23 protein-coding genes are annotated in these 22,010 nt (G+C 63.2%); 21 read left to right on the forward strand and 2 right to left on the reverse strand.

The features are described from left to right. Positions 1 to 531: 531 nt before the first annotated feature. From ACF8EA_RS19460 to murB, 7 genes are read left to right on the forward strand one after another with little or no spacing between them, the layout of a single operon-like run. Positions 532 to 1,167 carry a MotA/TolQ/ExbB proton channel family protein gene (locus tag ACF8EA_RS19460; protein WP_031322710.1) on the forward strand — a complete coding sequence of 212 codons (636 nt, stop codon included), beginning with the start codon at positions 532 to 534 and terminating at the stop codon, positions 1,165 to 1,167. Beyond that, a complete protein-coding gene (locus ACF8EA_RS19465) occupies positions 1,164 to 1,598 on the forward strand; it encodes a biopolymer transporter ExbD (RefSeq protein WP_252458751.1) in 435 nt (144 codons plus the stop codon). Before ACF8EA_RS19460 ends, ACF8EA_RS19465 begins: the two co-directional genes overlap by 4 nt. Then, positions 1,598 to 2,599, forward strand: a complete 1,002-nt coding sequence (gene lpxK / locus ACF8EA_RS19470; protein ID WP_392523006.1) for a tetraacyldisaccharide 4'-kinase — start codon at positions 1,598 to 1,600, stop codon at positions 2,597 to 2,599. The genes ACF8EA_RS19465 and lpxK overlap by 1 nt, the downstream gene beginning before the upstream one ends. Positions 2,600 to 2,643: 44 nt before the next feature. Continuing rightward, on the forward strand, positions 2,644 to 2,829 hold the full coding sequence (locus ACF8EA_RS19475; protein WP_003247142.1) for a Trm112 family protein: 186 nt from the start codon (positions 2,644 to 2,646) through the stop codon (positions 2,827 to 2,829). After that, positions 2,826 to 3,590, forward strand: a complete 765-nt coding sequence (gene kdsB, locus ACF8EA_RS19480) for a 3-deoxy-manno-octulosonate cytidylyltransferase (protein WP_103462832.1) — start codon at positions 2,826 to 2,828, stop codon at positions 3,588 to 3,590. Before ACF8EA_RS19475 ends, kdsB begins: the two co-directional genes overlap by 4 nt. Further along, positions 3,590 to 4,054, forward strand: coding sequence for a low molecular weight protein-tyrosine-phosphatase (locus ACF8EA_RS19485; RefSeq protein WP_019752229.1), 465 nt, complete (start codon positions 3,590 to 3,592; stop codon positions 4,052 to 4,054). The genes kdsB and ACF8EA_RS19485 overlap by 1 nt, the downstream gene beginning before the upstream one ends. Further along, positions 4,051 to 5,070: a UDP-N-acetylmuramate dehydrogenase gene (gene murB / locus ACF8EA_RS19490; protein WP_084851475.1), complete on the forward strand. Its 1,020-nt coding sequence runs from the start codon at positions 4,051 to 4,053 to the stop codon at positions 5,068 to 5,070. The genes ACF8EA_RS19485 and murB overlap by 4 nt, the downstream gene beginning before the upstream one ends. Positions 5,071 to 5,187: 117 nt before the next feature. Here murB and rne read toward each other — a convergent pair whose 3' ends face one another. After that, positions 5,188 to 8,496, reverse strand: coding sequence for a ribonuclease E (gene rne, locus ACF8EA_RS19495; RefSeq protein ID WP_392523008.1), 3,309 nt, complete (start codon positions 8,494 to 8,496; stop codon positions 5,188 to 5,190). 797 nt (positions 8,497 to 9,293) lie between these two features. On the opposite strand from rne, the gene rluC reads away from it, so the two are divergent. From rluC to ACF8EA_RS19510, 3 genes are read left to right on the forward strand one after another with little or no spacing between them, the layout of a single operon-like run. After that, positions 9,294 to 10,250: a 23S rRNA pseudouridine(955/2504/2580) synthase RluC gene (gene rluC / locus ACF8EA_RS19500; protein ID WP_103462829.1), complete on the forward strand. Its 957-nt coding sequence runs from the start codon at positions 9,294 to 9,296 to the stop codon at positions 10,248 to 10,250. Between the two features lie 3 nt (positions 10,251 to 10,253). Continuing rightward, positions 10,254 to 10,928, forward strand: a complete 675-nt coding sequence (locus ACF8EA_RS19505) for an HAD family hydrolase (protein ID WP_021784977.1) — start codon at positions 10,254 to 10,256, stop codon at positions 10,926 to 10,928. Positions 10,929 to 10,934: 6 nt separating this feature from the next. Then, positions 10,935 to 11,924 carry a S49 family peptidase gene (locus ACF8EA_RS19510; protein ID WP_021784978.1) on the forward strand — a complete coding sequence of 330 codons (990 nt, stop codon included), beginning with the start codon at positions 10,935 to 10,937 and terminating at the stop codon, positions 11,922 to 11,924. A 296-nt stretch (positions 11,925 to 12,220) separates the two neighbouring features. On the opposite strand, the gene ACF8EA_RS19515 is transcribed toward ACF8EA_RS19510, so the two are convergent. Further along, on the reverse strand, positions 12,221 to 12,799 hold the full coding sequence (locus tag ACF8EA_RS19515) for a nucleoside triphosphate pyrophosphatase (protein ID WP_021784979.1): 579 nt from the start codon (positions 12,797 to 12,799) through the stop codon (positions 12,221 to 12,223). Positions 12,800 to 12,895: 96 nt separating this feature from the next. Here ACF8EA_RS19515 and ACF8EA_RS19520 point away from each other — a divergent pair, with 96 nt between their 5' ends. The 11 genes from ACF8EA_RS19520 (at position 12,896) to ACF8EA_RS19570 (ending at position 21,987) form a co-directional block, all read left to right on the forward strand. Further along, positions 12,896 to 13,423 carry a YceD family protein gene (locus ACF8EA_RS19520; RefSeq protein ID WP_010952934.1) on the forward strand — a complete coding sequence of 176 codons (528 nt, stop codon included), beginning with the start codon at positions 12,896 to 12,898 and terminating at the stop codon, positions 13,421 to 13,423. A gap of 13 nt (positions 13,424 to 13,436) precedes the next feature. Continuing rightward, a complete protein-coding gene (rpmF, locus tag ACF8EA_RS19525) occupies positions 13,437 to 13,619 on the forward strand; it encodes a 50S ribosomal protein L32 (protein WP_003247154.1) in 183 nt (60 codons plus the stop codon). 3 nt (positions 13,620 to 13,622) lie between these two features. After that, the gene (gene plsX, locus ACF8EA_RS19530) at positions 13,623 to 14,633 is read left to right on the forward strand and encodes a phosphate acyltransferase PlsX (RefSeq protein WP_392523011.1); all 1,011 of its coding nucleotides are present in this window, start codon (positions 13,623 to 13,625) and stop codon (positions 14,631 to 14,633) included. Positions 14,634 to 14,760: 127 nt separating this feature from the next. After that, positions 14,761 to 15,699: an ACP S-malonyltransferase gene (fabD, locus tag ACF8EA_RS19535; protein WP_330508364.1), complete on the forward strand. Its 939-nt coding sequence runs from the start codon at positions 14,761 to 14,763 to the stop codon at positions 15,697 to 15,699. A gap of 15 nt (positions 15,700 to 15,714) precedes the next feature. Further along, on the forward strand, positions 15,715 to 16,455 hold the full coding sequence (gene fabG, locus ACF8EA_RS19540) for a 3-oxoacyl-ACP reductase FabG (RefSeq protein WP_003247160.1): 741 nt from the start codon (positions 15,715 to 15,717) through the stop codon (positions 16,453 to 16,455). A 203-nt stretch (positions 16,456 to 16,658) separates the two neighbouring features. Continuing rightward, positions 16,659 to 16,895, forward strand: a complete 237-nt coding sequence (acpP, locus tag ACF8EA_RS19545) for an acyl carrier protein (RefSeq protein WP_021784983.1) — start codon at positions 16,659 to 16,661, stop codon at positions 16,893 to 16,895. A gap of 186 nt (positions 16,896 to 17,081) precedes the next feature. Further along, positions 17,082 to 18,326: a beta-ketoacyl-ACP synthase II gene (gene fabF / locus ACF8EA_RS19550; RefSeq protein WP_392523013.1), complete on the forward strand. Its 1,245-nt coding sequence runs from the start codon at positions 17,082 to 17,084 to the stop codon at positions 18,324 to 18,326. Next, positions 18,326 to 19,141 (forward strand): aminodeoxychorismate lyase, encoded by an 816-nt coding sequence (gene pabC / locus ACF8EA_RS19555; RefSeq protein ID WP_021784985.1) that lies wholly within the window; start codon positions 18,326 to 18,328, stop codon positions 19,139 to 19,141. Before fabF ends, pabC begins: the two co-directional genes overlap by 1 nt. A gap of 4 nt (positions 19,142 to 19,145) precedes the next feature. After that, on the forward strand, positions 19,146 to 20,366 hold the full coding sequence (mltG, locus tag ACF8EA_RS19560) for an endolytic transglycosylase MltG (protein WP_392523014.1): 1,221 nt from the start codon (positions 19,146 to 19,148) through the stop codon (positions 20,364 to 20,366). A gap of 9 nt (positions 20,367 to 20,375) precedes the next feature. Further along, positions 20,376 to 21,008 (forward strand): dTMP kinase, encoded by a 633-nt coding sequence (tmk, locus tag ACF8EA_RS19565; RefSeq protein ID WP_103443895.1) that lies wholly within the window; start codon positions 20,376 to 20,378, stop codon positions 21,006 to 21,008. Continuing rightward, entirely contained in the window at positions 21,001 to 21,987 is a 987-nt protein-coding gene (locus ACF8EA_RS19570; protein WP_135192516.1) for a DNA polymerase III subunit delta', read from the forward strand. Before tmk ends, ACF8EA_RS19570 begins: the two co-directional genes overlap by 8 nt. The last annotated feature ends 23 nt before the right edge of the window (positions 21,988 to 22,010 follow it).

Consider the following 22,010-nt stretch of genomic DNA (forward strand, 5'->3'; position numbering starts at 1 on the left):
GGGGGGGCAGAAATCGAGCGCCGCCCGCGCGGCGCATCGCGAGCTACGCTCGCTCCTACGTTTGTTTCGGGCCAGTAACGCCTGCGGCAGACGCGCGCGACCGTTTCGGGCCAGTAACGCCTGTGGCAGACGCGCGCGACCGTTTTGTTTGTACGACGCAATATCGCGCCAAGCGCCAAGGCGTTCGCGCGCAAATCCCCCAGGAATAACTGGCCCGAAACAAACGTAGGAGCGAGCGCAGCTCGCGATGCGCCGCGCGGGCGGCGCTCGATCTCCCAAGCGACGCACCTCTACCGCCATACAGGCGGCGCTCGATCTCCCAAGCGACGCACCTCTACCGCCATACAGGCGGCGCTCGATCTCCCAGGCGACGCACCTCTACCGCCATACAGGCGGCGCTCGATCTCACGGCCGCTGAACCTGTAACGGCAAGCACCCGTCAGCCCCACCCCCAATTCCCTGACCTCCGGCAGATGAGCCCCCGGCGCGCCTATGGTAGAGTGGCGGCCTTTTTCCGAAGGGGCGTTTATTGTGTGGGAATTGGTCAAGTCCGGTGGTTGGATGATGCTGCCGATCATTCTAAGCTCCATCGCTGCCATGGCTATCGTCGTCGAACGGCTGTGGACCTTGCGCGCCAGTCGCGTCACCCCGCCGCACCTGCTGGGCCAGGTGTGGATTTGGATCAAGGACAAGCAACTGACCAGTGACAAGCTCAAGGCCCTGCGTGCCGATTCGCCACTGGGGGAAATCCTCGCGGCGGGCCTGGCCAATTCGCGTCACGGTCGGGAAATCATGAAAGAGTGCATCGAGGAGGCCGCCTCGCGCGTCATCCACGAACTGGAACGCTACATCAGTACCCTCGGCACCATCGCCGCCATGGCGCCTCTGCTGGGCCTGCTGGGCACCGTGCTGGGTATGATCGACATTTTCAGCGCCTTCATGGGCTCGCAGATGACTGCCAACGCCGCCGTACTGGCCAGTGGTATCTCCAAGGCCCTGGTCACCACTGCGGCTGGCCTGATGGTCGGTATCCCGGCGGTGTTCTTCCACCGCTTCCTGCTGCGTCGTATCGATGAACTGGTGATCGGCATGGAGCAGGAGGCGATCAAGCTGGTGGAAGTGATCCAGGGCGACCGTGAAGTGGAAGTGGCCGGAGGCAAGGGGTGAAGTTCCGGCGCAATCGCCAGCGGGAGAACGTCGACATCAACCTGGCGTCGCTGATCGACGTGGTGTTCGTCCTGCTGCTGTTCTTCGTGGTCACCACCACTTTCACGCGCGAGACCCAACTGCGCGTCGAGCTGCCCGAGGCCACCAGCGCCGAGCGGGCGCCGGCTGACCAGGGCAAGCTGGTGGAAATCACCATCAGCGCCGAAGGCGTGTACTCGGTGAACAACCACCTGCTACCCAAAAGCGACCTGGCCACCCTGAGCGAGGCCATAGAGCGCGAGTCGGGCGGCGACAACAAGCTGCCGCTGGCCATCAGCGCCGACGGCAAGACCCCGCACCAGGCTGTGGTCACCGCAATGGATGCTGCCGGCAAGCTCGGTTTCAGCCAGTTGCGCATGACCACCGTCGAGGCGGCCCAGGGCACGCCTTGATGGCTTTCACCGACCGCTTGCTCGCCGCCTGGTACGCCGGGCATCCGGCGCTGGCGCTGCTGCGACCGCTGGAGGCCTTGTATCGCCGCGTGGTCACGCGCAAGCGCGCGCGTTTTCTAAGGGGTGACAGTGCCAGCTACCGGGCACCGGTACCGGTCATTGTGGTGGGCAATATCACCGTCGGTGGCACCGGCAAGACGCCAATGATCCTCTGGCTGATCGAGCACTGTCGCCAGCAAGGGCTGAAGGTGGGCGTGGTCAGCCGTGGCTATGGTGCCAAGCCTCCACGGCTGCCGTGGCGGGTGCAGGCCGATCAGCCGGCCGATCAGGCGGGCGACGAGCCGCTGCTGATCGTGCAACGCACCGGCGTGCCGCTGATGATCGACCCCGATCGCGCCCGGGCCGTGCAGGCATTGCTGGCCAGCGAACCCCTCGACCTGATCCTGTGCGACGATGGTATGCAGCATTACCGCCTGGCCCGTGACCTGGAACTGGTGCTGATCGACGCTGCCCGCGGCCTGGGCAATGGCCGCTGCCTGCCGGCGGGGCCGTTGCGTGAGCCGGCCGACCGCTTGCGTGAGGCTGACGCGGTGCTGCTCAACGGCGCCAGCGAAGACCGCACCGATGGTTTCGGTTTCCGCCTGCAGCCGTCCGCCCTGGTCAACCTGCGCAGTGGCGAGCGCCGTCCGCTCGACCATTTCCCCGCCGGCCAGCGCTTGCATGCGGTAGCCGGTATCGGCAACCCGCAACGTTTCTTCAACACCCTGCTGGAGCTAAACTGGCAGCCGGTGCCGCATCCCTTTGCCGACCATGCGCAGTTCAGTGCCCGGAGCCTGGCTTTCAGCCCGCCACTGCCGCTGGTCATGACCGAGAAGGATGCGGTGAAATGCCGGGCCTTTGCCGCGGACGACTGGTGGTACCTGGCCGTTGAAGCGCAGCCTACGCCGGCTTTCAGCGCCTGGTTCGACAACCAGCTGCAACGCTTGTTGCGCAAACCCTGAGCCCGTTTTCAATTTCCGGCCACCTGGCCTAAAGGAAGCCTCCAATGGACACCAAACTGCTCGATATCCTGGCCTGCCCGATCACCAAGGGCCCGCTCAAGCTGAGCGCCGACAAGACCGAGCTGATCAGCAAAGGCGCTGGCCTGGCCTATCCGATTCGCGACGGTATCCCGGTCATGCTGGAAAGCGAGGCGCGCACCCTGACCGACGACGAGCGCCTTGACAAATGAGCCTGGATTTTACGGTAGTGATTCCCGCCCGGCTGCGCTCCACGCGCCTGCCAGGCAAACCGCTGCTGCTGATTGCTGGCAAGCCGATGGTGCAGCATGTGTGGGAGCAAGCCCGCAAGAGCGGTGCCAGCCGTGTGGTCATCGCCACCGACGACACCAGCATCCTCGAAGCCTGCCAGGCCTTCGGCGCCGAAGTGCTGATGACCCGTGCCGATCATGAGTCCGGCACCGACCGGCTGGCCGAAGTGGCTGCCCACCTTGGCTTGCCGGCTGATGCCATCGTGGTCAACGTGCAGGGTGATGAGCCGCTGATTCCGCCGGTGATCATCGACCAGGTGGCGGCCAACCTGGCTGCACATCCGGAAGCCGGCGTCGCCACCCTGGCCGAGCCTATCCATGAGCCGGAAACCGTGTTCAACCCTAACGCGGTCAAGGTGGTGAGTGACAAGAACGGCCTGGCTCTGACGTTCAGCCGGGCGCCGCTGCCCTGGGCCCGCGATACCTTTGCCGAGGGCCGCGACGTGCTGCCGCATGGTGTGCCATATCGCCGCCATATTGGCATGTATGCCTACCGTGTCGGCTTCCTGCAGCACTTCGTCAGCTGGGGCCCATGCTGGCTTGAGCAGGCCGAAGCGCTGGAGCAGCTGCGTGCCTTGTGGCACGGCGTGCGCATTCACATCGAGGACGCCATCGAGGCGCCTGCCGTGGGTGTAGATACCCCTGAGGATCTGGAGCGCGTACGGCGCTTGCTGGAGGCCTGATGCGCGTCCTGTTTGTTTGCCTGGGCAACATCTGCCGCTCGCCCACTGCCGAAGGCGTGCTTCGCCATCAGTTGCACGCCGCCGGGCTCGCCGACAAGGTGCAGGTAGCTTCTGCCGGCACCGGTGACTGGCATGTCGGCAAAGCGCCAGACAGCCGCACCTGCAAGGCGGCGCTGGCACGCGGTTACGATTTGTCGCAGCAACGCGCCCAGCAGGTCAAAGCATCGCACTTCGCCGAGTACGACCTGGTGTTGGCCATGGATGAGCACAACCTGCGCGATCTGCGCGCCCTGCGTCCGTCCACGGCGGTGGGCGAACTCGACCTGTTCTTGCGCCGTTACGGAGCAGCACTGGATGAGGTGCCAGACCCGTACTACGGTGGCGCCGACGGCTTCGAGCAGGTGCTGGATCTGGTGGAAGCGGCTTGCCAGTCGCTGGTGCTGGAAATCAAGGGGCGTCTATGACAGTGCAGTGGCAGGAGCAGGTATCGCTCAAGCCTTACAATACCTTCGGCATTGACGTGAAGGCGCGCTATTTCAGCCAGGTGCAGGACGACCAGCAGGTGCGTCAGGCACTGAGCCAGGCACACCAGAAGGGCCTGCCGGTATTGGTGATCGGTGGTGGCAGCAACCTGCTGCTGACCCGCGATATCGATGCCCTGGTGCTGCACATGGCCAGCCGCGGTCGGCGTGTGCTCAGTGACGATGGCGAGCGTATCGTGGTCGAGGCCGAGGCCGGTGAGCCATGGCACGCGTTTGTGCAGTGGACGCTGGCGCAGGGCTATTGCGGGCTGGAGAACCTCAGCCTGATCCCTGGCACCGTGGGTGCCGCGCCGATGCAGAACGTGGGCGCTTACGGGGTGGAAATCAAGGACGTATTCACCGGGCTGACAGCCCTGGATCGTGAGACTGGCGAGCTGCATGACTTCAGTTTGGCGGAATGTGCTTTCGGCTATCGCGACAGCCTTTTCAAGCGCAACCCCGGCCGCTGGTTGATCTTGCGTGTGCGCTTTGCCTTGACCCGCACCCTGCACGCTCAACTGGACTACGGTCCGGTGCGCCAACGCCTGTCTGAGCAGGGTGAGAGCGAGCTGACCGCGCAAGCGATCAGTGATGCAATCTGCAGCATTCGCCGCGAGAAGCTGCCAGACCCGGCAGAGCTTGGCAATGCCGGGAGCTTCTTCAAGAACCCGGTGGTGACGGCTGATCTGGTCGAGCGTATTCGTGCGCAGTATCCGGGGGTTGTGGCATATCCCCAGGCTGATGGTCAGGTGAAGCTGGCGGCGGGCTGGTTGATCGAGCAGGCGGGCTGGAAGGGCCATCGTGAGGGTGATGCTGGCGTGCATCGCTTGCAGTCGCTGGTGCTGGTCAACTATGGGCAGGCGAGCGGGGCGCAGATGCATGCGCTGGCGCGGCAGATCCAGGCGGATATCCTCGAGCGGTTTGGGGTTGAGCTGGAGATGGAGCCTAATCTTTACTGATTGGCTGCCTGTGAACCTCCCGTAGGAGCGGGGTTACCCGCGAAGAGGCCGGGACAGCAAGCCAAAAAAAGCCCCGCCAGTGCGAACTGGCGGGGCTTTTTCATTCAGCTTTGGCTATCAGCCGTGATGAGGTTTGTGCTCATCGGCGGATTCCAAGGCTGGTTCCTGGGAGGCTGCAGCAGCTTCCTGTGCGGCTTTGGCAGCAGCCTCGGCCTCACGCTTGCGGCGACGCACTTCACGTGGGTCGTTCGGTGCGCGGCCGTTGGCCAGCATGACAGTGGCAGGTTCGACCACTGCAGGTGCAGGTTCGGCCGCCACTTCTGGCTGGGCTTCGACAACCGGGGCAGGCTGCACGGCAACCGGAGTGACTTCGACCACGGCCGGGGCCTGTTCGCTCTCACCGCCTTCCACCGCTGGGGCTTCTACTGGGGTTTCAGTGGCCGCGGGTTCTGCAACCACGGCCGGCTCAACAGCAGGAGTATTTTCAGCAACAGGCTGCGGGGCAGTTTCGACCACAGGCTCGGCAGTTGCCTCGGCTACGGTCACTGGCTCGGTGACCGGCTGCTCTACCGCTGGGGCCACGGCTGCTTCTTCAGCTTTGGCGACTGCTTCGACGGGCTCAGCCGGCTGGGCGGCTTCGCTGCTGTCGGTTTCTGCAACAGCAGCGACTTCGGCGGTGGCACGTTCGGCCTGCTGGTTGGCCTGGGCTTCTGCGTCGGAGCTGATGTTGCTGCTGGCGACAGCGGCAGTCACGGCAAGGCCGGCGGCCAGTTCGGCACTCAGCTCGGTGGCCTGGTGCTGTTGTGGCTGCTCTTCGCTGCCTTCTTCTTCACTGCCGTCGATCAGCTCGCCATTGGCGTTGCGCTGACGCTCACGACGGTTGCTGCGACGACGCTGGCCACGGGAGCGGCGGCGCGGGCGCTCGCCATCGGTGCCTTCCTGCTCGTCTTGCAGCAGCTCTTCGCTTGGCAGTTGCTCTTCGGCCAGTTCGGCAGCCTGTTCGGTTGCTTCTTCGGCAGCGCGTGGTTGGCGCTCTTCGCGTGGTGGGCGCGGGGCGCGTTCTTCGCGAGGGGCGCGCTCTTCACGTGGAGCACGTTCTTCACGAGGGGCGCGCTCTTCACGTGGAGCACGTTCTTCACGAGGGGCACGCTCTTCGCGTGGTGCACGTTCTTCACGAGGCGCGCGCTCTTCGCGTGGAGCACGTTCTTCACGAGGTGCGCGCTCTTCGCGTGGAGCACGTTCTTCACGAGGTGCGCGCTCTTCGCGTGGAGCACGTTCTTCACGAGGTGCGCGCTCTTCGCGAGGGGCACGTTCTTCGCGTGGAGCACGCTCTTCACGCGGCTGGCGCTCTTCACGTTCGGCTGGCGGGGTAGCGTCCAGCGGCTCGCGCAGTTCGCGAACGCGCTCTTCGCCGCGGTTGCTACGGCGGTCTTCGCGTGGCTGGCGTGGAGCACGTTCTTCACGCGGTGCACGTTCTTCGCGTGGGGCGCGCTCCTCACGCGGTGCACGCTCTTCACGTGGGGCGCGTTCCTCGCGCGGTGCACGCTCGGCACGCTCTTCACGCGGCTTGCGTTCTTCGTCGCGGCGGCCGTTGCGGTTGCGGCTCTGCTGGCGGCCGTTGCGGCGCTCTTCGTTGCGCGGGCTGCGTTCGGCTGCCGGTTTTTCGGCGGCGGGAACCACTGGCGCGGCGGCAGGCTCGTCCTTGCCGGCGAACAGGCTGACCAGCGACTTCACCAGGCCTTTGAACAGGCTTGGCTCCGGAGCGCTCGGGGCAGGGGAGACCGGGGCGGCAGGCTGGGACTCTTCAGCGGCGGCCGGTACCGGTGCGTTGGCACGGGCCGGGGCCGTCTTCACTGCGGCTTCCTGGCGTACCAGGGTGCGAGTGGCGGTCGGCTGCGGCGCTTCTTCGGCTTCGGCTGCGGCGATTTCGTAGCTGGACTGGTTGTTCAGCACTTCAGGGTTGTCGTCGCGTAGGCGCTGGACTTCGAAGTGCGGGGTCTCCAGGTGGTCGTTCGGCAGGATGATGATGCGCGCACGGGTGCGCAGCTCGATCTTGGTGATCGAATTGCGCTTTTCGTTCAGCAGGAAAGCGGCCACCGGGATCGGCACTTGGGCACGTACTTCGGCGGTGCGGTCCTTCAGGGCTTCTTCTTCGATCAGGCGCAGGATGGCCAGCGACAGCGACTCGACATCACGGATGATGCCGGTGCCGGAGCAGCGTGGGCAGACGATGCCGCTGCTTTCGCCCAGCGATGGGCGCAGACGCTGGCGGGACATTTCCAGCAGGCCGAAGCGTGAGATGCGGCCTACCTGCACGCGGGCGCGGTCGGCTTCCAGGCATTCGCGAACGCGCTCTTCAACGGCGCGCTGGTTCTTCGCCGGGGTCATGTCGATGAAGTCGATGACGATCAGGCCGCCGATGTCACGCAGGCGCAGCTGGCGGGCGATTTCCTCGGCCGCTTCCAGGTTGGTCTGCAGGGCAGTTTCCTCGATGTCGCTGCCTTTGGTGGCGCGCGCCGAGTTGATGTCGATGGACACCAGGGCTTCGGTCGGGTCGATCACGATCGAGCCACCGGACGGCAGGTCAACCACGCGCTGGAAGGCCGTCTCGATCTGGCTTTCGATCTGGAAGCGGTTGAACAGCGGCACGCTGTCTTCGTACAGCTTGACCTTGCTGGCGTACTGCGGCATCACCTGGCGGATGAAGGTCAGTGCTTCTTCCTGGGCTTCGATGCTGTCGATCAGCACTTCGCCGATGTCCTGGCGCAGGTAGTCGCGAATGGCGCGGATGATGACGTTGCTTTCCTGGTAGATCAGGAATGGCGCGGCGCGGTCCAGGGACGCTTCCTTGATGGCGGTCCACAGCTGCAGCAGGTAGTCCAGGTCCCACTGCATTTCTTCGCTGCTGCGGCCAAGGCCGGCAGTGCGCACGATCAGGCCCATGTCGCCCGGCACGGTCAGGCCGTTCAGCGCTTCGCGCAGTTCGTTGCGCTCTTCGCCTTCGATGCGGCGGGAGATGCCACCGGCACGTGGGTTGTTGGGCATCAGCACCAGGTAGCGGCCGGCCAGGCTGATGAAGGTAGTGAGGGCGGCGCCTTTGTTGCCGCGCTCTTCCTTCTCGACCTGGACAATGACTTCCTGGCCTTCGCTGAGCACTTCCTTGATGTTGACCCGGCCTTCTGGGGCCTTCTTGAAGTACTCGCGGGAGATTTCTTTCAGCGGCAGGAAGCCGTGACGTTCGGAACCGAAGTCGACGAAGGCGGCTTCGAGGCTGGGTTCGATGCGGGTGATCTTGCCTTTGTAGATGTTGGCCTTTTTCTGCTCGCGCGCGCCGGACTCGATGTCCAGATCGTAGAGACGTTGGCCGTCCACCAGGGCTACACGCAACTCTTCGGGTTGAGTCGCGTTAATCAGCATTCTTTTCATGTTGTACCGTCGGTTTCCGGGCTGCCGGAAACGGCGTTCGGCACACACGACGTCTCATGGTCGGTGCCAAGGTGCGCAAAGGGTGGCCGGGCCACCCCCGTGTCGAGCGACGTTCGGCACCAGCCGGTTGCCCAGCCTGCCGTTGTCGCGACGACGCGTCCTGTTTGCTGCGGTGCCAACAAGGCCCCGGTGGCTTCGAATAGGTATCCGAATCAACCAAGCGGGCCTTGTGCACTCAGTCAGGAGGAGGAATCAACCGTCAGCCGTGGACGCCCGGTGGGCATCTGTTCAGGACCTTATCCGCTCACAAGCCGTCAGTGGGCTGGTGGCCGGACGCGGTGCTACACGGTCCGAGGGCTGTGCATCTCCACCCTGCACGTATCCCTGATAATTCGGGTGCTGCCGCGCGCTGAATCCGCAACGGGTTGCATTTTTCGCCAGCGCTGGTTCTGCGCTGGCGCCATTCATGTCCAAGGCAGGTATTTCCGAAGCATTCGCCGGGCGTTGCGTGGAAGCGACTCGCGGGCAGAGGTGCAGCGAAAAGAATCGGGTAAGCAGGTGAAACACCGCACTTGTCGTTTTTTTTCGGTCTTCTCTACACGGCGCTGGTGGCGATTCCAGGCATTTCGGTAAACTGGCGAAAACCCCGTAGGACGGCCTCGCGTCCTGGAGAATTGCGAAGGTCAGGGACCGGCAAAGAGCCTGGTGCCGCTGGCCTGCCGCTTTTGGCGGCGTTCGCGACTATAGCAGCAATGATTAAGTGCTTCAATTCCATAAAAAATTGTTATGATCCCGCAATGACGACCAATACCCCTCCGACTTCCGGCGTTCAGCTGATCGAAGTCGCGCCGGAGCTTGCCGGCCAACGCATCGATAATTTCCTCATCACGGCCCTCAAGGGCGTGCCCAAGACACTGGTCTACCGCATCCTGCGCAAGGGTGAGGTGAGGGTCAACAAGGGCCGCGTCAAGCCGGAGTACAAAATCCAGGCCGGCGACATCGTACGGGTGCCACCCGTTCGCCTGCCGGAGCGAGACGAGCCGGCACCGGTGGCCCAAGGCCTGCTGCAGCGCCTGGAAGCCGCCATTGTCTACGAAGACAAGGCGCTTATCGTGATGAACAAGCCGGCCGGCATCGCCGTGCACGGCGGCAGTGGCCTGAGCTTTGGGGTGATCGAGGCGCTGCGCCAGTTGCGCCCGGACGCCAAGGAGCTGGAACTGGTGCACCGCCTGGATCGCGACACGTCTGGCCTGTTGATGATTGCCAAGAAGCGCAGCATGCTGCGCCACCTGCATGCAGCCCTGCGCGGCGATGGTGTCGACAAGCGCTACATGGCGCTGGTGCGCGGCCACTGGCCAACCTCGAAAAAGCAGGTCAACGCGCCGTTGCTCAAGAGCAACCTGCGTTCTGGCGAGCGCATGGTCGAAGTGAACGAGGAAGGCAAGGAGGCGCTCACCCTGTTTCGCGTGCTGCGCCGCTTTGGCGACTTTGCCACCATTGTCGAGGCGCGCCCGATCACCGGTCGTACCCATCAGATCCGCGTGCATACCCTGCATGCCGGGCACATGATCGCTGGCGACAGCAAATACGGCGACGAAGATTTCAGTCGCGAAATTCGTGAGCTGGGTGGCAAGCGCCTGTTCCTGCATGCCTATGCGTTGACCGTGCCGCTACCAGACGGTGGCGAGTTGAAGCTCGAGGCGCCTGTGGATGAGGTTTGGGTGAAAACCATTGAACGGCTGAGTGCGTCCTGATCCATGAAAAAGGGCTATGAGCTACTGATCTTCGACTGGGATGGCACTCTGGCCGATTCCATTGGGCGTATCGTCCAGGCCATGAATGTTGCCGCCGAGCGTGCCGGCGAGGCGCAGAGCAGCGACGCTGCGGTCAAGGGTATCATCGGTCTGGCCTTGGACGAGGCGATCCATACCTTGTACCCGCACCTGTCGCCTGCAGGGGTTGCCAGCTTCCGCCAGCACTATGCCGATGTCTACGTTGCGCTGGATCAGCAGCCTTCGCCGCTGTTCGATGGCGTGGTCGAGTCGCTGGATGCCTTTCGTGCCGAGGGTTACCGCCTGGCGGTGGCCACCGGCAAGGCCCGTCGCGGGCTGGATCGGGTGCTCAAGGCCAATGGTTGGGAGCAGTTCTTCGATATCACCCGCGCCGCTGACGAGACCCGGGGCAAGCCGCACCCGCTGATGCTTGAGGAAATCCTCGGTCATTGTGGTGTCGAACCGGCGCGTGCGCTGATGGTCGGAGATTCGGCATTCGACCTGCAAATGGCCAGCAATGCCGGCATGCATTCGGTGGCGGTTGGCTATGGTGCCATGTCGCTGCAGGCGCTGGCCGAGTTTGGTCCGCAGGTATGCATCGATCACTTTTCCCAGTTGCGCGAGTGGCTGGGTGGTTCCGCAATTCCACTTCCAAGGTAGGTAAGCATGGCAGACGAATGGAAAGCCCCCGAGGCCGAGCGCGAGGAGCGCGAAGAGCGCAACAGCTGGAAGCTGCTGGAAAAGACCTTGCTGGCCAGCGTGCAGGAGCAGCGACGGTCACGGCGCTGGGGGATCTTCTTCAAGCTGCTGACCTTCGTCTACTTGTTCGGCATTCTGGCGTTGTTCTCGCCGCTGATGGACATGGACAAGGCTGCTTCGCGCAGTGCCAGCCATACCGCGCTGGTCGAGGTGCGCGGGGTGATTGCCGATCAGGAGGCTGCCAGCGCCGACAACATCGTCAAGAGCTTGCGAGAGGCGTTCAGGGACGACAAGACCAAGGCTGTGGTGATGCGCATCAACAGCCCGGGTGGTAGCCCGGTGCAAGCGGGTTACGTGTATGACGAAATCCGTCGCCTGCGTGCTGAGTATCCCGCCATCAAGCTGTATGCGGTCATCACTGATCTTGGTGCTTCCGGTGCCTATTACATCGCCAGTGCGGCGGACGAGATCTATGCCGACAAGGCCAGCCTGGTGGGTTCCATTGGCGTGACGGCGGCCGGTTATGGCTTTGTCGGCACCATGGAGAAGCTGGGGGTCGAGCGGCGTGCCTACACCTCGGGTGAGCACAAGGCGTTCCTTGATCCTTTTTCGCCGGAAAAACCAGAAGAGACCCGGTTCTGGCAGGGTGTGCTGGATACCACGCACCAGCAGTTCATCGCCATGGTCAAGCAGGGGCGGGGTGAGCGCCTGAAGGATAAGGAGCACCCGGAGTTGTTCAGTGGCCTGATCTGGTCGGGTGAGCAGGCCAAGGCGTTGGGGCTTGTGGATGGCCTGGGCAGTGCCAGCTATGTGGCGCGTGAGATCGTGGGTGAGAAAGAGTTGGTGGACTTCACCGTTCAGGAGTCGCCGTTCGATCGCTTCTCCAAGCGCGTGGGGGCCAGCGTGGCTGAGCACCTGGCGATGTGGATGGGGTTCCAGGGGCCGCAGTTGCGCTGAGGGCTCGTCGCGCGGTGTTTGTCGCGCGATTCGTGGGGTTTGTGAGGTTGAGCGCCGCCCGCGCGGCGCATCGCGAGCTGCGCTCGCTCCTACGTTTGTTTCAGGCCAATCATTCCTGTGCCATTTGCACGCGAACGCCTTCGCGCATGACGTAATATCACGTCGCACAAACAAGGCGGTCGCGCGCGCCTGTAACAGGCGTTACTGGCCCGAAACAAACGTAGGAGCGAGCGTAGCTCGCGATGCGCCGCGCGGGCGGCGCTCGATCTCGCTGACAACAAAAAACTCAAGCCAGGCTAAGGTATCTCCACCCCTTCCTTCATCAGCATATCCACCAGCCGAATCAACGGCAGCCCGATCAGGCTGGTCGCATCGCACCCATGCGTGCCCTGGAACAAGCTAACCCCCAGCCCCTCCGCCTTGAAGCTGCCAGCGCAATCCAGCGGTTGTTCCGCTGCCACATAACGCTCGACCCGCTCCCTGCTCAACTCGCGCAGCGTCACCGTAAACGGCACGCAATCCACCTGGCAGTGCCCGGTTGAGCTGTTGAGCAGCGCCAGCCCGGTCAGAAAGCTCACCTGTTGCCCGCTGCACTCCAGCAGTTGCTCGCAGGCGCGCTCGAACGTGTGCGGCTTGCCCAGCACCTGCTCACCCAGTACTGCAACCTGGTCCGAGCCGATAATCAGGTGCCCAGGGTAGCTGCCTGCCAGTGCCTCGGCCTTTTGCCTGGCCAGTCGGCGTACCAGCTCCACGGGCGGCTCGCCATCCAGGCGTTGCTCGTCTATATCGGGGCTTGCCCAGGTGAAGGGCAGGTGCAGGCGTGCGAGCAGTTCGCGGCGATAGGCAGAGCTGGAAGCCAGTAACAAAGGAAGCATGGTAGACTCCGGGTTCGGTTGAACCAATTCTATCACGCACGATGCCGCCTAATTTCCTTTGACAGGGGCGGGGGGCATCCCTAGAATGCTGCGCCTATGTTGAATGACCCGATTCCACCTCACGTTGACCCGCGCAAATTAGCCGATCGTGGCGTAACCCTTAACGGTTCGCTGCAACTCGCTGATTTGGAAAGACTCTGCGACCCGCTTTCCGACAATGTCGGTACGGTGCAGGCGAAGTTCGATTTTGAACGAGATGAGCAGCACGTGGTGGTTATCCACAGCGAGCTGGACGTCGAAGTCAAGATGGTTTGCCAGCGTTGTCTTGAGCTGGTCACCCTGCCGATCCACAGCGAATGTACTTACGCAGTGGTGAAGGAGGGTGCGAATACCCAGTCGTTGCCGAAAGGCTATGACGTGCTGGAACTGGGCGAAGATCCTTTGGATCTGCAGGCATTGGTCGAGGAGGAGCTTTTGCTCGCCTTGCCAATCGTGCCTGCTCATCATCCGGAAGAATGCCAGCAGCCGGCGGGCGCAGACGAGCCCGAATCGAGCAAGGACGAGGTATCGCGGTCCAACCCGTTCAGTGTTTTGGCGCAGTTAAAGCGTGACCCAAACGTTTAGGAGTTAATCAATTATGGCTGTTCAGCAGAACAAAAAATCCCGCTCTGCCCGTGACATGCGCCGTTCGCACGACGCCCTGTCGGAAAACGCGCTGTCGGTAGAGAAAACCACCGGTGAAGTTCACCTGCGTCACCACGTTTCGCCAGAAGGCGTATACCGTGGTCGCAAAGTGGTCGACAAGGGCGCTGACGAGTAATCCTTGTCCGCTCAGGTCATCGCGATCGACGCAATGGGCGGGGACTTCGGTCCCCGCAGCATTGTCCAGGCTAGCATTGCCTGCCTTTCGGCTACCCCCTCGCTTCACCTGACCCTCGTCGGTCAACCCTCCCTCCTTGAAGATCTCGTCAGTGGCCTGCCAGCTGCGGATCGCGCGCGCCTGCAGATTGTCGCCGCCAATGAGGTGGTCGGCATGGACGAGCGGCCATCCCAGGCGTTGCGCGGCAAGCCGGATTCGTCGATGCGCATCGCCCTCGAACTGGTACGCGACGGAAAAGCCCAGGCCTGCGTCAGTGCCGGCAATACCGGGGCGCTGATGGCGTTGTCGCGCTTTGTGCTCAAGACTCTGCCGGGTATCGACCGGCCGGCCATGGTGGCGGCGATCCCGACCCAGACGGGTTACTGCCAGCTGCTCGATCTGGGCGCCAATGTCGACTGCAGTGCCGAAAACCTCTACCAGTTCGCTGTAATGGGCTCTGTGGCTGCCCAGGCTCTGGGTGTGCACCGGCCAAGGGTCGCGCTGTTGAATATCGGTACCGAGGAGATCAAGGGTAACCAGCAGGTCAAGCTGGCTGCCACGCTGTTGCAGAATGCCCGCGGCCTCAACTATGTCGGTTTCGTCGAAGGGGACGGCCTGTACCGGGGTGAGGCAGACGTGGTGGTGTGCGACGGTTTTGTCGGCAACATACTGCTCAAGTCCAGCGAAGGCCTGGCGACGATGATCGGTGCGCGCATCGAAAAACTGTTCAAGGGCGGTGCTTTTGCCCGCATTGCCGGGGCTGTTGCCATGCCGCTGCTCAAGCGTCTGCAGGCCGACCTGGCGCCGGCGCGGCATAATGGGGCGAGCTTCCTGGGGCTGCAAGGTATCGTTATCAAGAGCCATGGTTCGGCGGGCGTGCAGGGGTTTCAGAGTGCCATCCAGCGGGCGCTGATCGAAATTCAGGAAAACCTGCCGCAGCGGCTGCATGGCCGCCTTGAAGACCTGTTGCCTTAGGCATTTCGCCGATGAAGTGCTTAAATGTGACCGCTTGGTCTGTGTTTCCATCCAAGTTTTCAGATTCCGCGCCTGGCCTTGGGCCTGGCGCACACTATCCGACGACAAGATCATAAGGGCTTGTTCAATGTCTGCATCCCTCGCATTCGTCTTTCCCGGTCAAGGTTCCCAATCGCTGGGCATGCTCGCCGAGCTCGGCGCCGAGAAGCCAGTGATCATCGAAACCTTCAAGGAAGCGTCCGAAGCGCTCGGCTACGACCTGTGGAAGCTGGTCCAGGACGGCCCGGAAGAGCAACTTAACCAGACCGACAAGACCCAGCCGGCGATCCTCACCGCGTCCATCGCGTTGTGGCGCCTGTGGCTGGAAGAGGGCGGTGCCAAGCCTGCCTTCGTTTCCGGTCACAGCCTGGGCGAATACAGCGCTCTGGTCGCCGCCGGCAGCATCAGCCTGAAAGACGCCGTTCGCCTGGTCGAGCGCCGCGGTCAGCTGATGCAGGAAGCCGTACCGGCCGGTCACGGCGCCATGGCTGCCATTCTCGGCCTGGACGATGCTGTGGTCGTGGAAATCTGCGCCGAAGCCGCTGAGGATGAAGTGGTCAGTGCCGTGAACTTCAACTCGCCTGGTCAGGTGGTCATCGCCGGTAACAAGGCGGCGGTAGACCGCGCCATGGAGCTGTGCAAGGCCAAAGGTGCCAAGCGCGCCCTGCCGCTGGCGGTCAGCGTCCCGTCGCACTGTGCCCTGATGAAGCCGGCCGCCGAGCGCTTTGCCGATTCGGTCAATGCCATTGACTGGAAGGCCCCGCAGATTCCGGTGGTGCAGAACGTCACTGCCGCCGTCGCCGCCGACCTCAATGCCCTCAAGCACGACCTGCTGGCACAGCTGTACCAGCCGGTACGCTGGGTCGAGTGCGTGCAGACCCTGGCCGCCAACGGTGCGGTCAACCTGGTCGAGTGTGGCCCGGGCAAGGTACTGGCTGGCCTTAACAAGCGTTGCGCCGACGGCGTGACCACCTACAACCTCAACACCCCTGACGCCGTTGCTGCCACCCGTGCGGCACTGGCCTGATTTGGAGAAGCTTGCATGAGCCTGCAAGGTAAAGTTGCACTGGTTACCGGCGCCAGCCGTGGCATTGGCCAGGCCATCGCCCTCGAGCTGGGCCGCCAGGGCGCGACCGTGATCGGTACCGCCACTTCGGCGTCCGGCGCCGAGCGTATCGCTGCCACCCTGAAAGAACACGGCATCACCGGCACCGGCATGGAGCTGAACGTGACCAGCGCCGAATCGGTTGAAGCCGTACTGGCCGCCATTGGCGAGCAGTTCGGCGCGCCGGCCATCCTGGTCAACAACGCCGGTATCACCCGCGACAACCTCATGCTGCGCATGAAAGACGACGAGTGGTTCGATGTCATCGACACCAACCTGAACAGCCTCTACCGTCTGTCCAAGGGCGTGCTGCGTGGCATGACCAAGGCACGTTGGGGTCGTATCATCAGCATCGGCTCGGTCGTCGGTGCGATGGGTAACGCTGGGCAGGCCAACTACGCGGCTGCCAAGGCCGGCCTGGAAGGATTCAGTCGCGCCTTGGCGCGTGAAGTGGGTTCGCGTGGCATCACCGTCAACTCGGTGACCCCGGGCTTCATCGATACCGACATGACCCGCGAGCTGCCGGAAGCTCAGCGCGAAGCCCTGCAGACCCAGATTCCGCTGGGCCGCTTGGGCCAGGCTGACGAAATTGCCAAGGTGGTTTCGTTCCTGGCGTCCGACGGCGCAGCCTACGTGACTGGCGCTACCGTGCCGGTCAACGGCGGGATGTACATGTAATACTGCAACTCAATGTGACGGGTTTCGTAAAAAAAGAGTCATACTGCGAGCCTAAAATCCGTTATAAAGCTGCAACCAGATTCCAGGCAGCGGGTGGGGTGACTAGCCTGAAGGTGCGTTTCGCTTGAAAAGCGAACGTCTTTCTATAAAATTAGCCACCGGCCAGCTGCCTGACATATATCCATTAGGAGTGAAAACTAGGTATGAGCACCATCGAAGAACGCGTCAAGAAAATCGTCGCCGAGCAACTGGGCGTCAAGGAAGAAGAAGTGACTAACTCCAAGTCCTTCGTCGATGACCTGGGTGCCGATTCGCTTGACACCGTTGAACTGGTGATGGCTCTGGAAGAGGAATTCGAGACCGAAATCCCTGACGAAGAAGCCGAGAAGATCACTACCGTTCAAGCTGCTATCGACTACGTCCTGGCCCACCAGGCCTAAGACGCTACAGTCGACGCTACTTGTCGGGGAAAACCGCACTGCCTTCGCCGGCGTGCGGTTTTTTCTTTGCGAGCGCCTCGCGTTTTCAGGCTGCTTCGTTTACCGCGCACCAAGAGTCTGTTGCCATTGCATTCCAGTGCTTGAATGCAATGGCAAGAGACTCTGTTATTAGAAAAGGAGAGTACTGTGTCGCGTAGACGCGTCGTGGTCACCGGTATGGGTATGCTGTCGCCACTGGGTACCGATGTACCGAGCACCTGGCAGGGCATTCTGGCTGGCCGCAGTGGCATCGGTCCGATCGAACACACGGACCTGTCTGCCTACTCCACCCGTTTTGGCGGCTCGGTGAAAGGCTTCGAGGTTGAGCAGTACCTGTCGGCCAAAGAGGCCCGCAAGCTCGACCTGTTCATCCAGTACGGCCTGGCGGCTGGTTTCCAGGCCGTGCGTAATGCCGGCCTGGAGGTCACCGATGCCAACCGCGAGCGTATTGGCGTGGCCATGGGCTCGGGTATCGGTGGTCTGACCAACATCGAAGAAACCAGCCGCACCCTGCACGATTCAGGGCCGCGCCGCATTTCGCCGTTCTTCGTGCCGGGTTCGATCATCAACATGATCTCCGGCTTCCTGTCGATCCACCTGGGCCTGCAGGGGCCGAACTACGCCATCGCCACCGCTTGCACTACCGGCACCCATTGCATTGGCATGGCCGCACGCAATATCGCCTACGGTGAAGCTGACGTGATGATCGCCGGTGGCGCCGAGATGGCCGCTTGTGGTCTGGGCATGGGTGGTTTTGGTGCTTCGCGCGCGCTGTCTACTCGCAATGACGAGCCAAGCCGGGCCAGCCGCCCGTGGGACAAGGGCCGTGACGGCTTTGTGTTGTCCGACGGTGCTGGTGCTCTGGTGCTCGAGGAGCTGGAGCACGCCCAGGCCCGCGGTGCGACTATCTATGCCGAGCTCGTTGGCTTTGGCATGAGCGGTGACGCCTACCACATGACGTCGCCGCCCGACTCTGGCGAAGGCGCTGCCCGCTGCATGACCAACGCTTTGCGCGATGCCGGTATCCAGCCGGAAGAAGTCAGCTACATCAACGCCCACGGCACTTCTACCCCGGCGGGCGATGTGGCGGAAGTGGCGGCGATCAAGCGCGTGTTCGGCGAGCATGCCTACAAGCTGGCGGTCAGCTCGACCAAGTCGATGACGGGTCACTTGCTGGGCGCCGCGGGCGCGGTGGAGGCGATCTTCAGCGTGCTGGCAATCAATAGCCAGATGGCCCCGCCGACCATCAACCTGGACGAGCCGGACGAGGGTTGTGACCTGGACTTCGTTCCCCATCAGGCGCGCAGCATGCCGATCGACGTGGTGCTGTCCAACTCGTTCGGCTTTGGCGGCACCAACGGCTCGCTGGTATTCCGCCGGTTTGCCGGCTGATGCACAGCTGGATCGACGGCCAGCCTGCGACTGCACTCAACCTGCAGAACCGCGGCCTGGCCTACGGCGATGGCCTGTTCGAAACCATCGCTGTGCGAGGCGCCCGGCCCAGCTTGCTGGACGGCCACCTCGCACGCCTGGCGCTGGGCTGCCAGCGCCTGGCAATCAACGCCGACCTGGCGCTGGTGCGCGACGAGTTGCTGCGCTACGCCAGCCAGTTGGGCGAGGGTGTCGCCAAACTCATCCTTACTCGTGGCGACAGTCAGCGAGGCTATGCACCGGCGGTCGATGCTGCGCCGCGGCGTATCCTGCAAGGCAGCCCATTACCCCGCTATCCTGCCGAGCATGCCGAGCATGGCGTGCGGTTGTTCCCTTGCCAGACCCGGCTTGGGGAACAACCACTGCTGGCCGGCCTCAAACACCTCAACCGCCTGGAGCAGGTGCTGGCCCGTGCCGAATGGCAGGACAACGACCATGCCGAAGGCCTGATGCGTGACGCGCAGGGCAGGGTGATCGAAGGGGTATACAGCAATCTGTTTCTGGTGCGTGATGGTGTGCTGCTTACCGCCGACCTTAGCCGTTGTGGGGTGGCGGGCGTGATGCGTGCCGCACTGCTGGAACAGGCCCCACTGCTGGGTATTGCGGTACAAGTCTGCGACCTGTCGTTCGACGCGATGGAGCAAGCAGATGAAGTATTTGTTTGCAATAGCGTTTACGGCATTTGGCCTGTGCGTGGCGTAGCCGCGCTAAACTGGTCGCCGGGCCCGCTCACTCGTAAACTGCAGGCCGTTGCCCGTACGTTACTGGAAACCTGAATTCGTGAGACGTAAATTCCTGCTGTTGCTGGAAATGGGCTTGATCCTTGCCGGTCTGGCGTTTGGCTGGTCGGCCTGGAAGGTCAACTCGGTCCTGGAGCAGCCCTTGCACGTCACGCAGGAACGCCTGCTGGATGTGCCCAATGGCACTAACCCAAACCGCATGTTCTACAGCATGCAACGAGAAGGGTTGCTCGACGACGCCGTCTGGTTGCGTTTGTACTGGCGCTTCAACATGGCCGGCACCCCCCTGCACACCGGCGAGTATCGTCTTACCCCGGGCATGACCGTCGAGCAGTTGTTCGACGCCTGGCGCCGTGCCGACGTGGTGCAGTACAACCTCACCCTGGTCGAAGGCTGGACCTTCCGCCAGGTGCGCGCGGCCGTGGCCAAGCATGAAAAGATCAAGCATACACTCGATGGCTTGTCGGATGCCGAGGTCATGGACAAGCTCGGCCATACCGGCGTATTCCCCGAAGGCCGCTTCTTCCCCGACACCTACCGCTTCGTGCGGGGTATGAGCGATGTCGAGTTGCTGCAGCAGGCCTACATGCGCCTGGACGAAGTGCTGGCCAAGGAGTGGGCCGAGCGTTCCACCGACCTGCCGTATCGTGACCCCTACCAGGCGCTGATCATGGCCTCCCTGGTCGAAAAGGAAACCGGCATTCCGCAGGAGCGCGGGCAGATCGCCGGTGTGTTCGTGCGGCGCATGCGCCTGGGTATGATGCTGCAGACCGACCCGACGGTTATCTATGGCATGGGTGAACGCTACAACGGCAAGATCACCCGCGCTGACCTGCGCGAGCCTACGCCCTACAACACCTACACCATGACCGGCCTGCCGCCGACCCCGATCGCCATGGTCGGCCGCGAAGCGATTCATGCGGCGCTCAACCCGTCCAATGGCACCAGCCTTTACTTCGTCGCCCGTGGCGATGGCAGCCATGTGTTTTCCGACGACCTCGACGGCCACAACTCGGCGGTGCGCGAGTTCCAGCTCAAGCGCCGGTCGGACTACCGCTCCAGCCCCGCGCCGCAGCGAGAGGCAAAGCCAGCTGCCGATGATGCTGAACAGGCCTCGGGCGCCGATGACGCGCAGCGCCCTGAGCCCCCGGCAGCGGACGAGCCTGCTGCGCAGCCAGCCCCCGATGAAGCGCCCGCGCAGGATGCCCCTGCCGGCGGTGCGCAAGCGGCCGAGCGGCCGACGCCTGACGAACAACATTAAGGACTGCCTGTGAGCGGCTTGTTTATTACTTTGGAAGGCCCCGAAGGTGCGGGCAAGAGCACCAACCGCGACTACCTGGCCGCGCGCCTGCGCGAGCACGGCCTGGACGTGGTGCTGACCCGTGAGCCAGGCGGCACGCCGCTGGCGGAAAAGGTGCGTGAACTGTTACTGGCCCCGAGCGACGAAGCCATGGCGGCCGACACCGAGCTGCTGCTGGTGTTCGCCGCTCGCGCCCAGCACCTGGCGCAGGTGATCCGCCCGGCGCTGGCCCGTGGGGCTGTGGTGCTGTGTGACCGTTTCACGGACGCTACCTATGCCTATCAGGGCGGCGGTCGTGGGTTGTCGGTCGAGCGTATCGCTACCCTGGAGCAGTTCGTCCAGGGCGACCTGCGCCCGGACCTGACCCTGGTCTTCGACCTGCCGGTAGAAGTGGGCCTTGCCCGAGCCGCTGCCCGTGGCCGCCTGGACCGATTCGAGCAGGAAGGGCAGGCCTTCTTCGAAGCGGTGCGCCAGGCGTACCTGCAGCGCGCCCAGGGCGCGCCACAGCGCTACAGCTTGCTTGATGCGGCACAATCCCTGGAGGCTGTGCAGCGTGACATCGACGCACTGCTGCCAGGCATTTTGGGGCGTTGCCGTGGCTGAGGCCTACCCCTGGCAGCAGGCGCTGTGGCAGCAACTGGCCGGGCGTAGCCGGCACGCCCACGCCTATCTGCTGCATGGGCCGCAGGGTATTGGCAAGCGGGCCCTGGCCGAGCGCCTGATGGCGCGCCTGTTGTGCCAGCAACCGCAGGGGCTGGACGCTTGTGGGGCGTGTAAGTCGTGCCTGTTGCTCAAGGCCGGCAGCCACCCGGACAACTTCGTCCTCGAACCGGAAGAGGCTGACAAGCCGATCAAGGTCGACCAGGTGCGTGACCTGGTGGCTTTTGTGGTGCAGACCGCGCAGCTGGGCGGGCGCAAGGTGGTGTTGATCGAGCCGGTGGAGGCGATGAATGTCAATGCCTCCAACGCCCTGCTTAAAAGCCTTGAAGAACCTTCCGGTGATACCGTGTTGTTGCTGGTTACGCACCAGCCCAGCCGTCTGTTGCCGACGATCAAGAGCCGCTGCCAGCAGGTCGTCTGTCCGCAGCCCAGCCTGGCCCAGAGCCAGGCATGGCTGGCCGGCGCGTTACCCGACTGCGACGAGGTCGAGCGCGATGAGCTGCTGACGCTGGCCGCGGGTTCGCCATTGATGGCGGTCAGCTTGCAGGCGCAGGGTGTGCGCGAGCAACGTGCGCTGGTTACCGACGGGGTGAAGAAGTTGCTCAAGCAGCAGCAATCGCCCAGTCAGCTGGCCGATGCCTGGAGCAGTGTGCCGTTGTTACTGCTGTTCGACTGGTTTTGCGATTGGTCGCACCTGATCCTGCGCTACCAGTTGACCCAGGACGAGGAAGGGTTAGGCTTGGCCGATATGCGCAAGGTCGTGCAGTACCTGGCCCAGAAGAGCCGACAGGCCAAGGTGCTGGAGGTGCAGGCATGGATCCTCGAGCAGCGCCAGAAGGTGCTGGGCAAGGCCAACCTCAACCGTGCCTTGTTGCTTGAATCGCTGCTGGCTCACTGGCTGCAACTGCCGGGTGCCCGCTGATCTCCCATTTTTCATGTGTGCCG

The organism is Pseudomonas sp. YQ_5 (genome assembly GCF_043103305.1).
Lineage (GTDB): Bacteria > Pseudomonadota > Gammaproteobacteria > Pseudomonadales > Pseudomonadaceae > Aquipseudomonas > Aquipseudomonas putida_Y.

Coding starts and splice junctions, on each gene's coding strand:
- lpxK (WP_392523006.1), top strand. CDS start 1,598: ATGGCTTTCACCGACCGCTTGCTCGCCGCCTGGTACGCCGGGCATCCG.
- ACF8EA_RS19475 (WP_003247142.1), top strand. CDS start 2,644: ATGGACACCAAACTGCTCGATATCCTGGCCTGCCCGATCACCAAGGGC.
- kdsB (WP_103462832.1), top strand. CDS start 2,826: ATGAGCCTGGATTTTACGGTAGTGATTCCCGCCCGGCTGCGCTCCACG.
- ACF8EA_RS19485 (WP_019752229.1), top strand. CDS start 3,590: ATGCGCGTCCTGTTTGTTTGCCTGGGCAACATCTGCCGCTCGCCCACT.
- murB (WP_084851475.1), top strand. CDS start 4,051: ATGACAGTGCAGTGGCAGGAGCAGGTATCGCTCAAGCCTTACAATACC.
- rne (WP_392523008.1), bottom strand. CDS start 8,496: ATGAAAAGAATGCTGATTAACGCGACTCAACCCGAAGAGTTGCGTGTA.
- rluC (WP_103462829.1), top strand. CDS start 9,294: ATGACGACCAATACCCCTCCGACTTCCGGCGTTCAGCTGATCGAAGTC.
- ACF8EA_RS19505 (WP_021784977.1), top strand. CDS start 10,254: ATGAAAAAGGGCTATGAGCTACTGATCTTCGACTGGGATGGCACTCTG.
- ACF8EA_RS19510 (WP_021784978.1), top strand. CDS start 10,935: ATGGCAGACGAATGGAAAGCCCCCGAGGCCGAGCGCGAGGAGCGCGAA.
- ACF8EA_RS19515 (WP_021784979.1), bottom strand. CDS start 12,799: ATGCTTCCTTTGTTACTGGCTTCCAGCTCTGCCTATCGCCGCGAACTG.
- ACF8EA_RS19520 (WP_010952934.1), top strand. CDS start 12,896: ATGTTGAATGACCCGATTCCACCTCACGTTGACCCGCGCAAATTAGCC.
- rpmF (WP_003247154.1), top strand. CDS start 13,437: ATGGCTGTTCAGCAGAACAAAAAATCCCGCTCTGCCCGTGACATGCGC.
- fabD (WP_330508364.1), top strand. CDS start 14,761: ATGTCTGCATCCCTCGCATTCGTCTTTCCCGGTCAAGGTTCCCAATCG.
- fabG (WP_003247160.1), top strand. CDS start 15,715: ATGAGCCTGCAAGGTAAAGTTGCACTGGTTACCGGCGCCAGCCGTGGC.
- acpP (WP_021784983.1), top strand. CDS start 16,659: ATGAGCACCATCGAAGAACGCGTCAAGAAAATCGTCGCCGAGCAACTG.
- pabC (WP_021784985.1), top strand. CDS start 18,326: ATGCACAGCTGGATCGACGGCCAGCCTGCGACTGCACTCAACCTGCAG.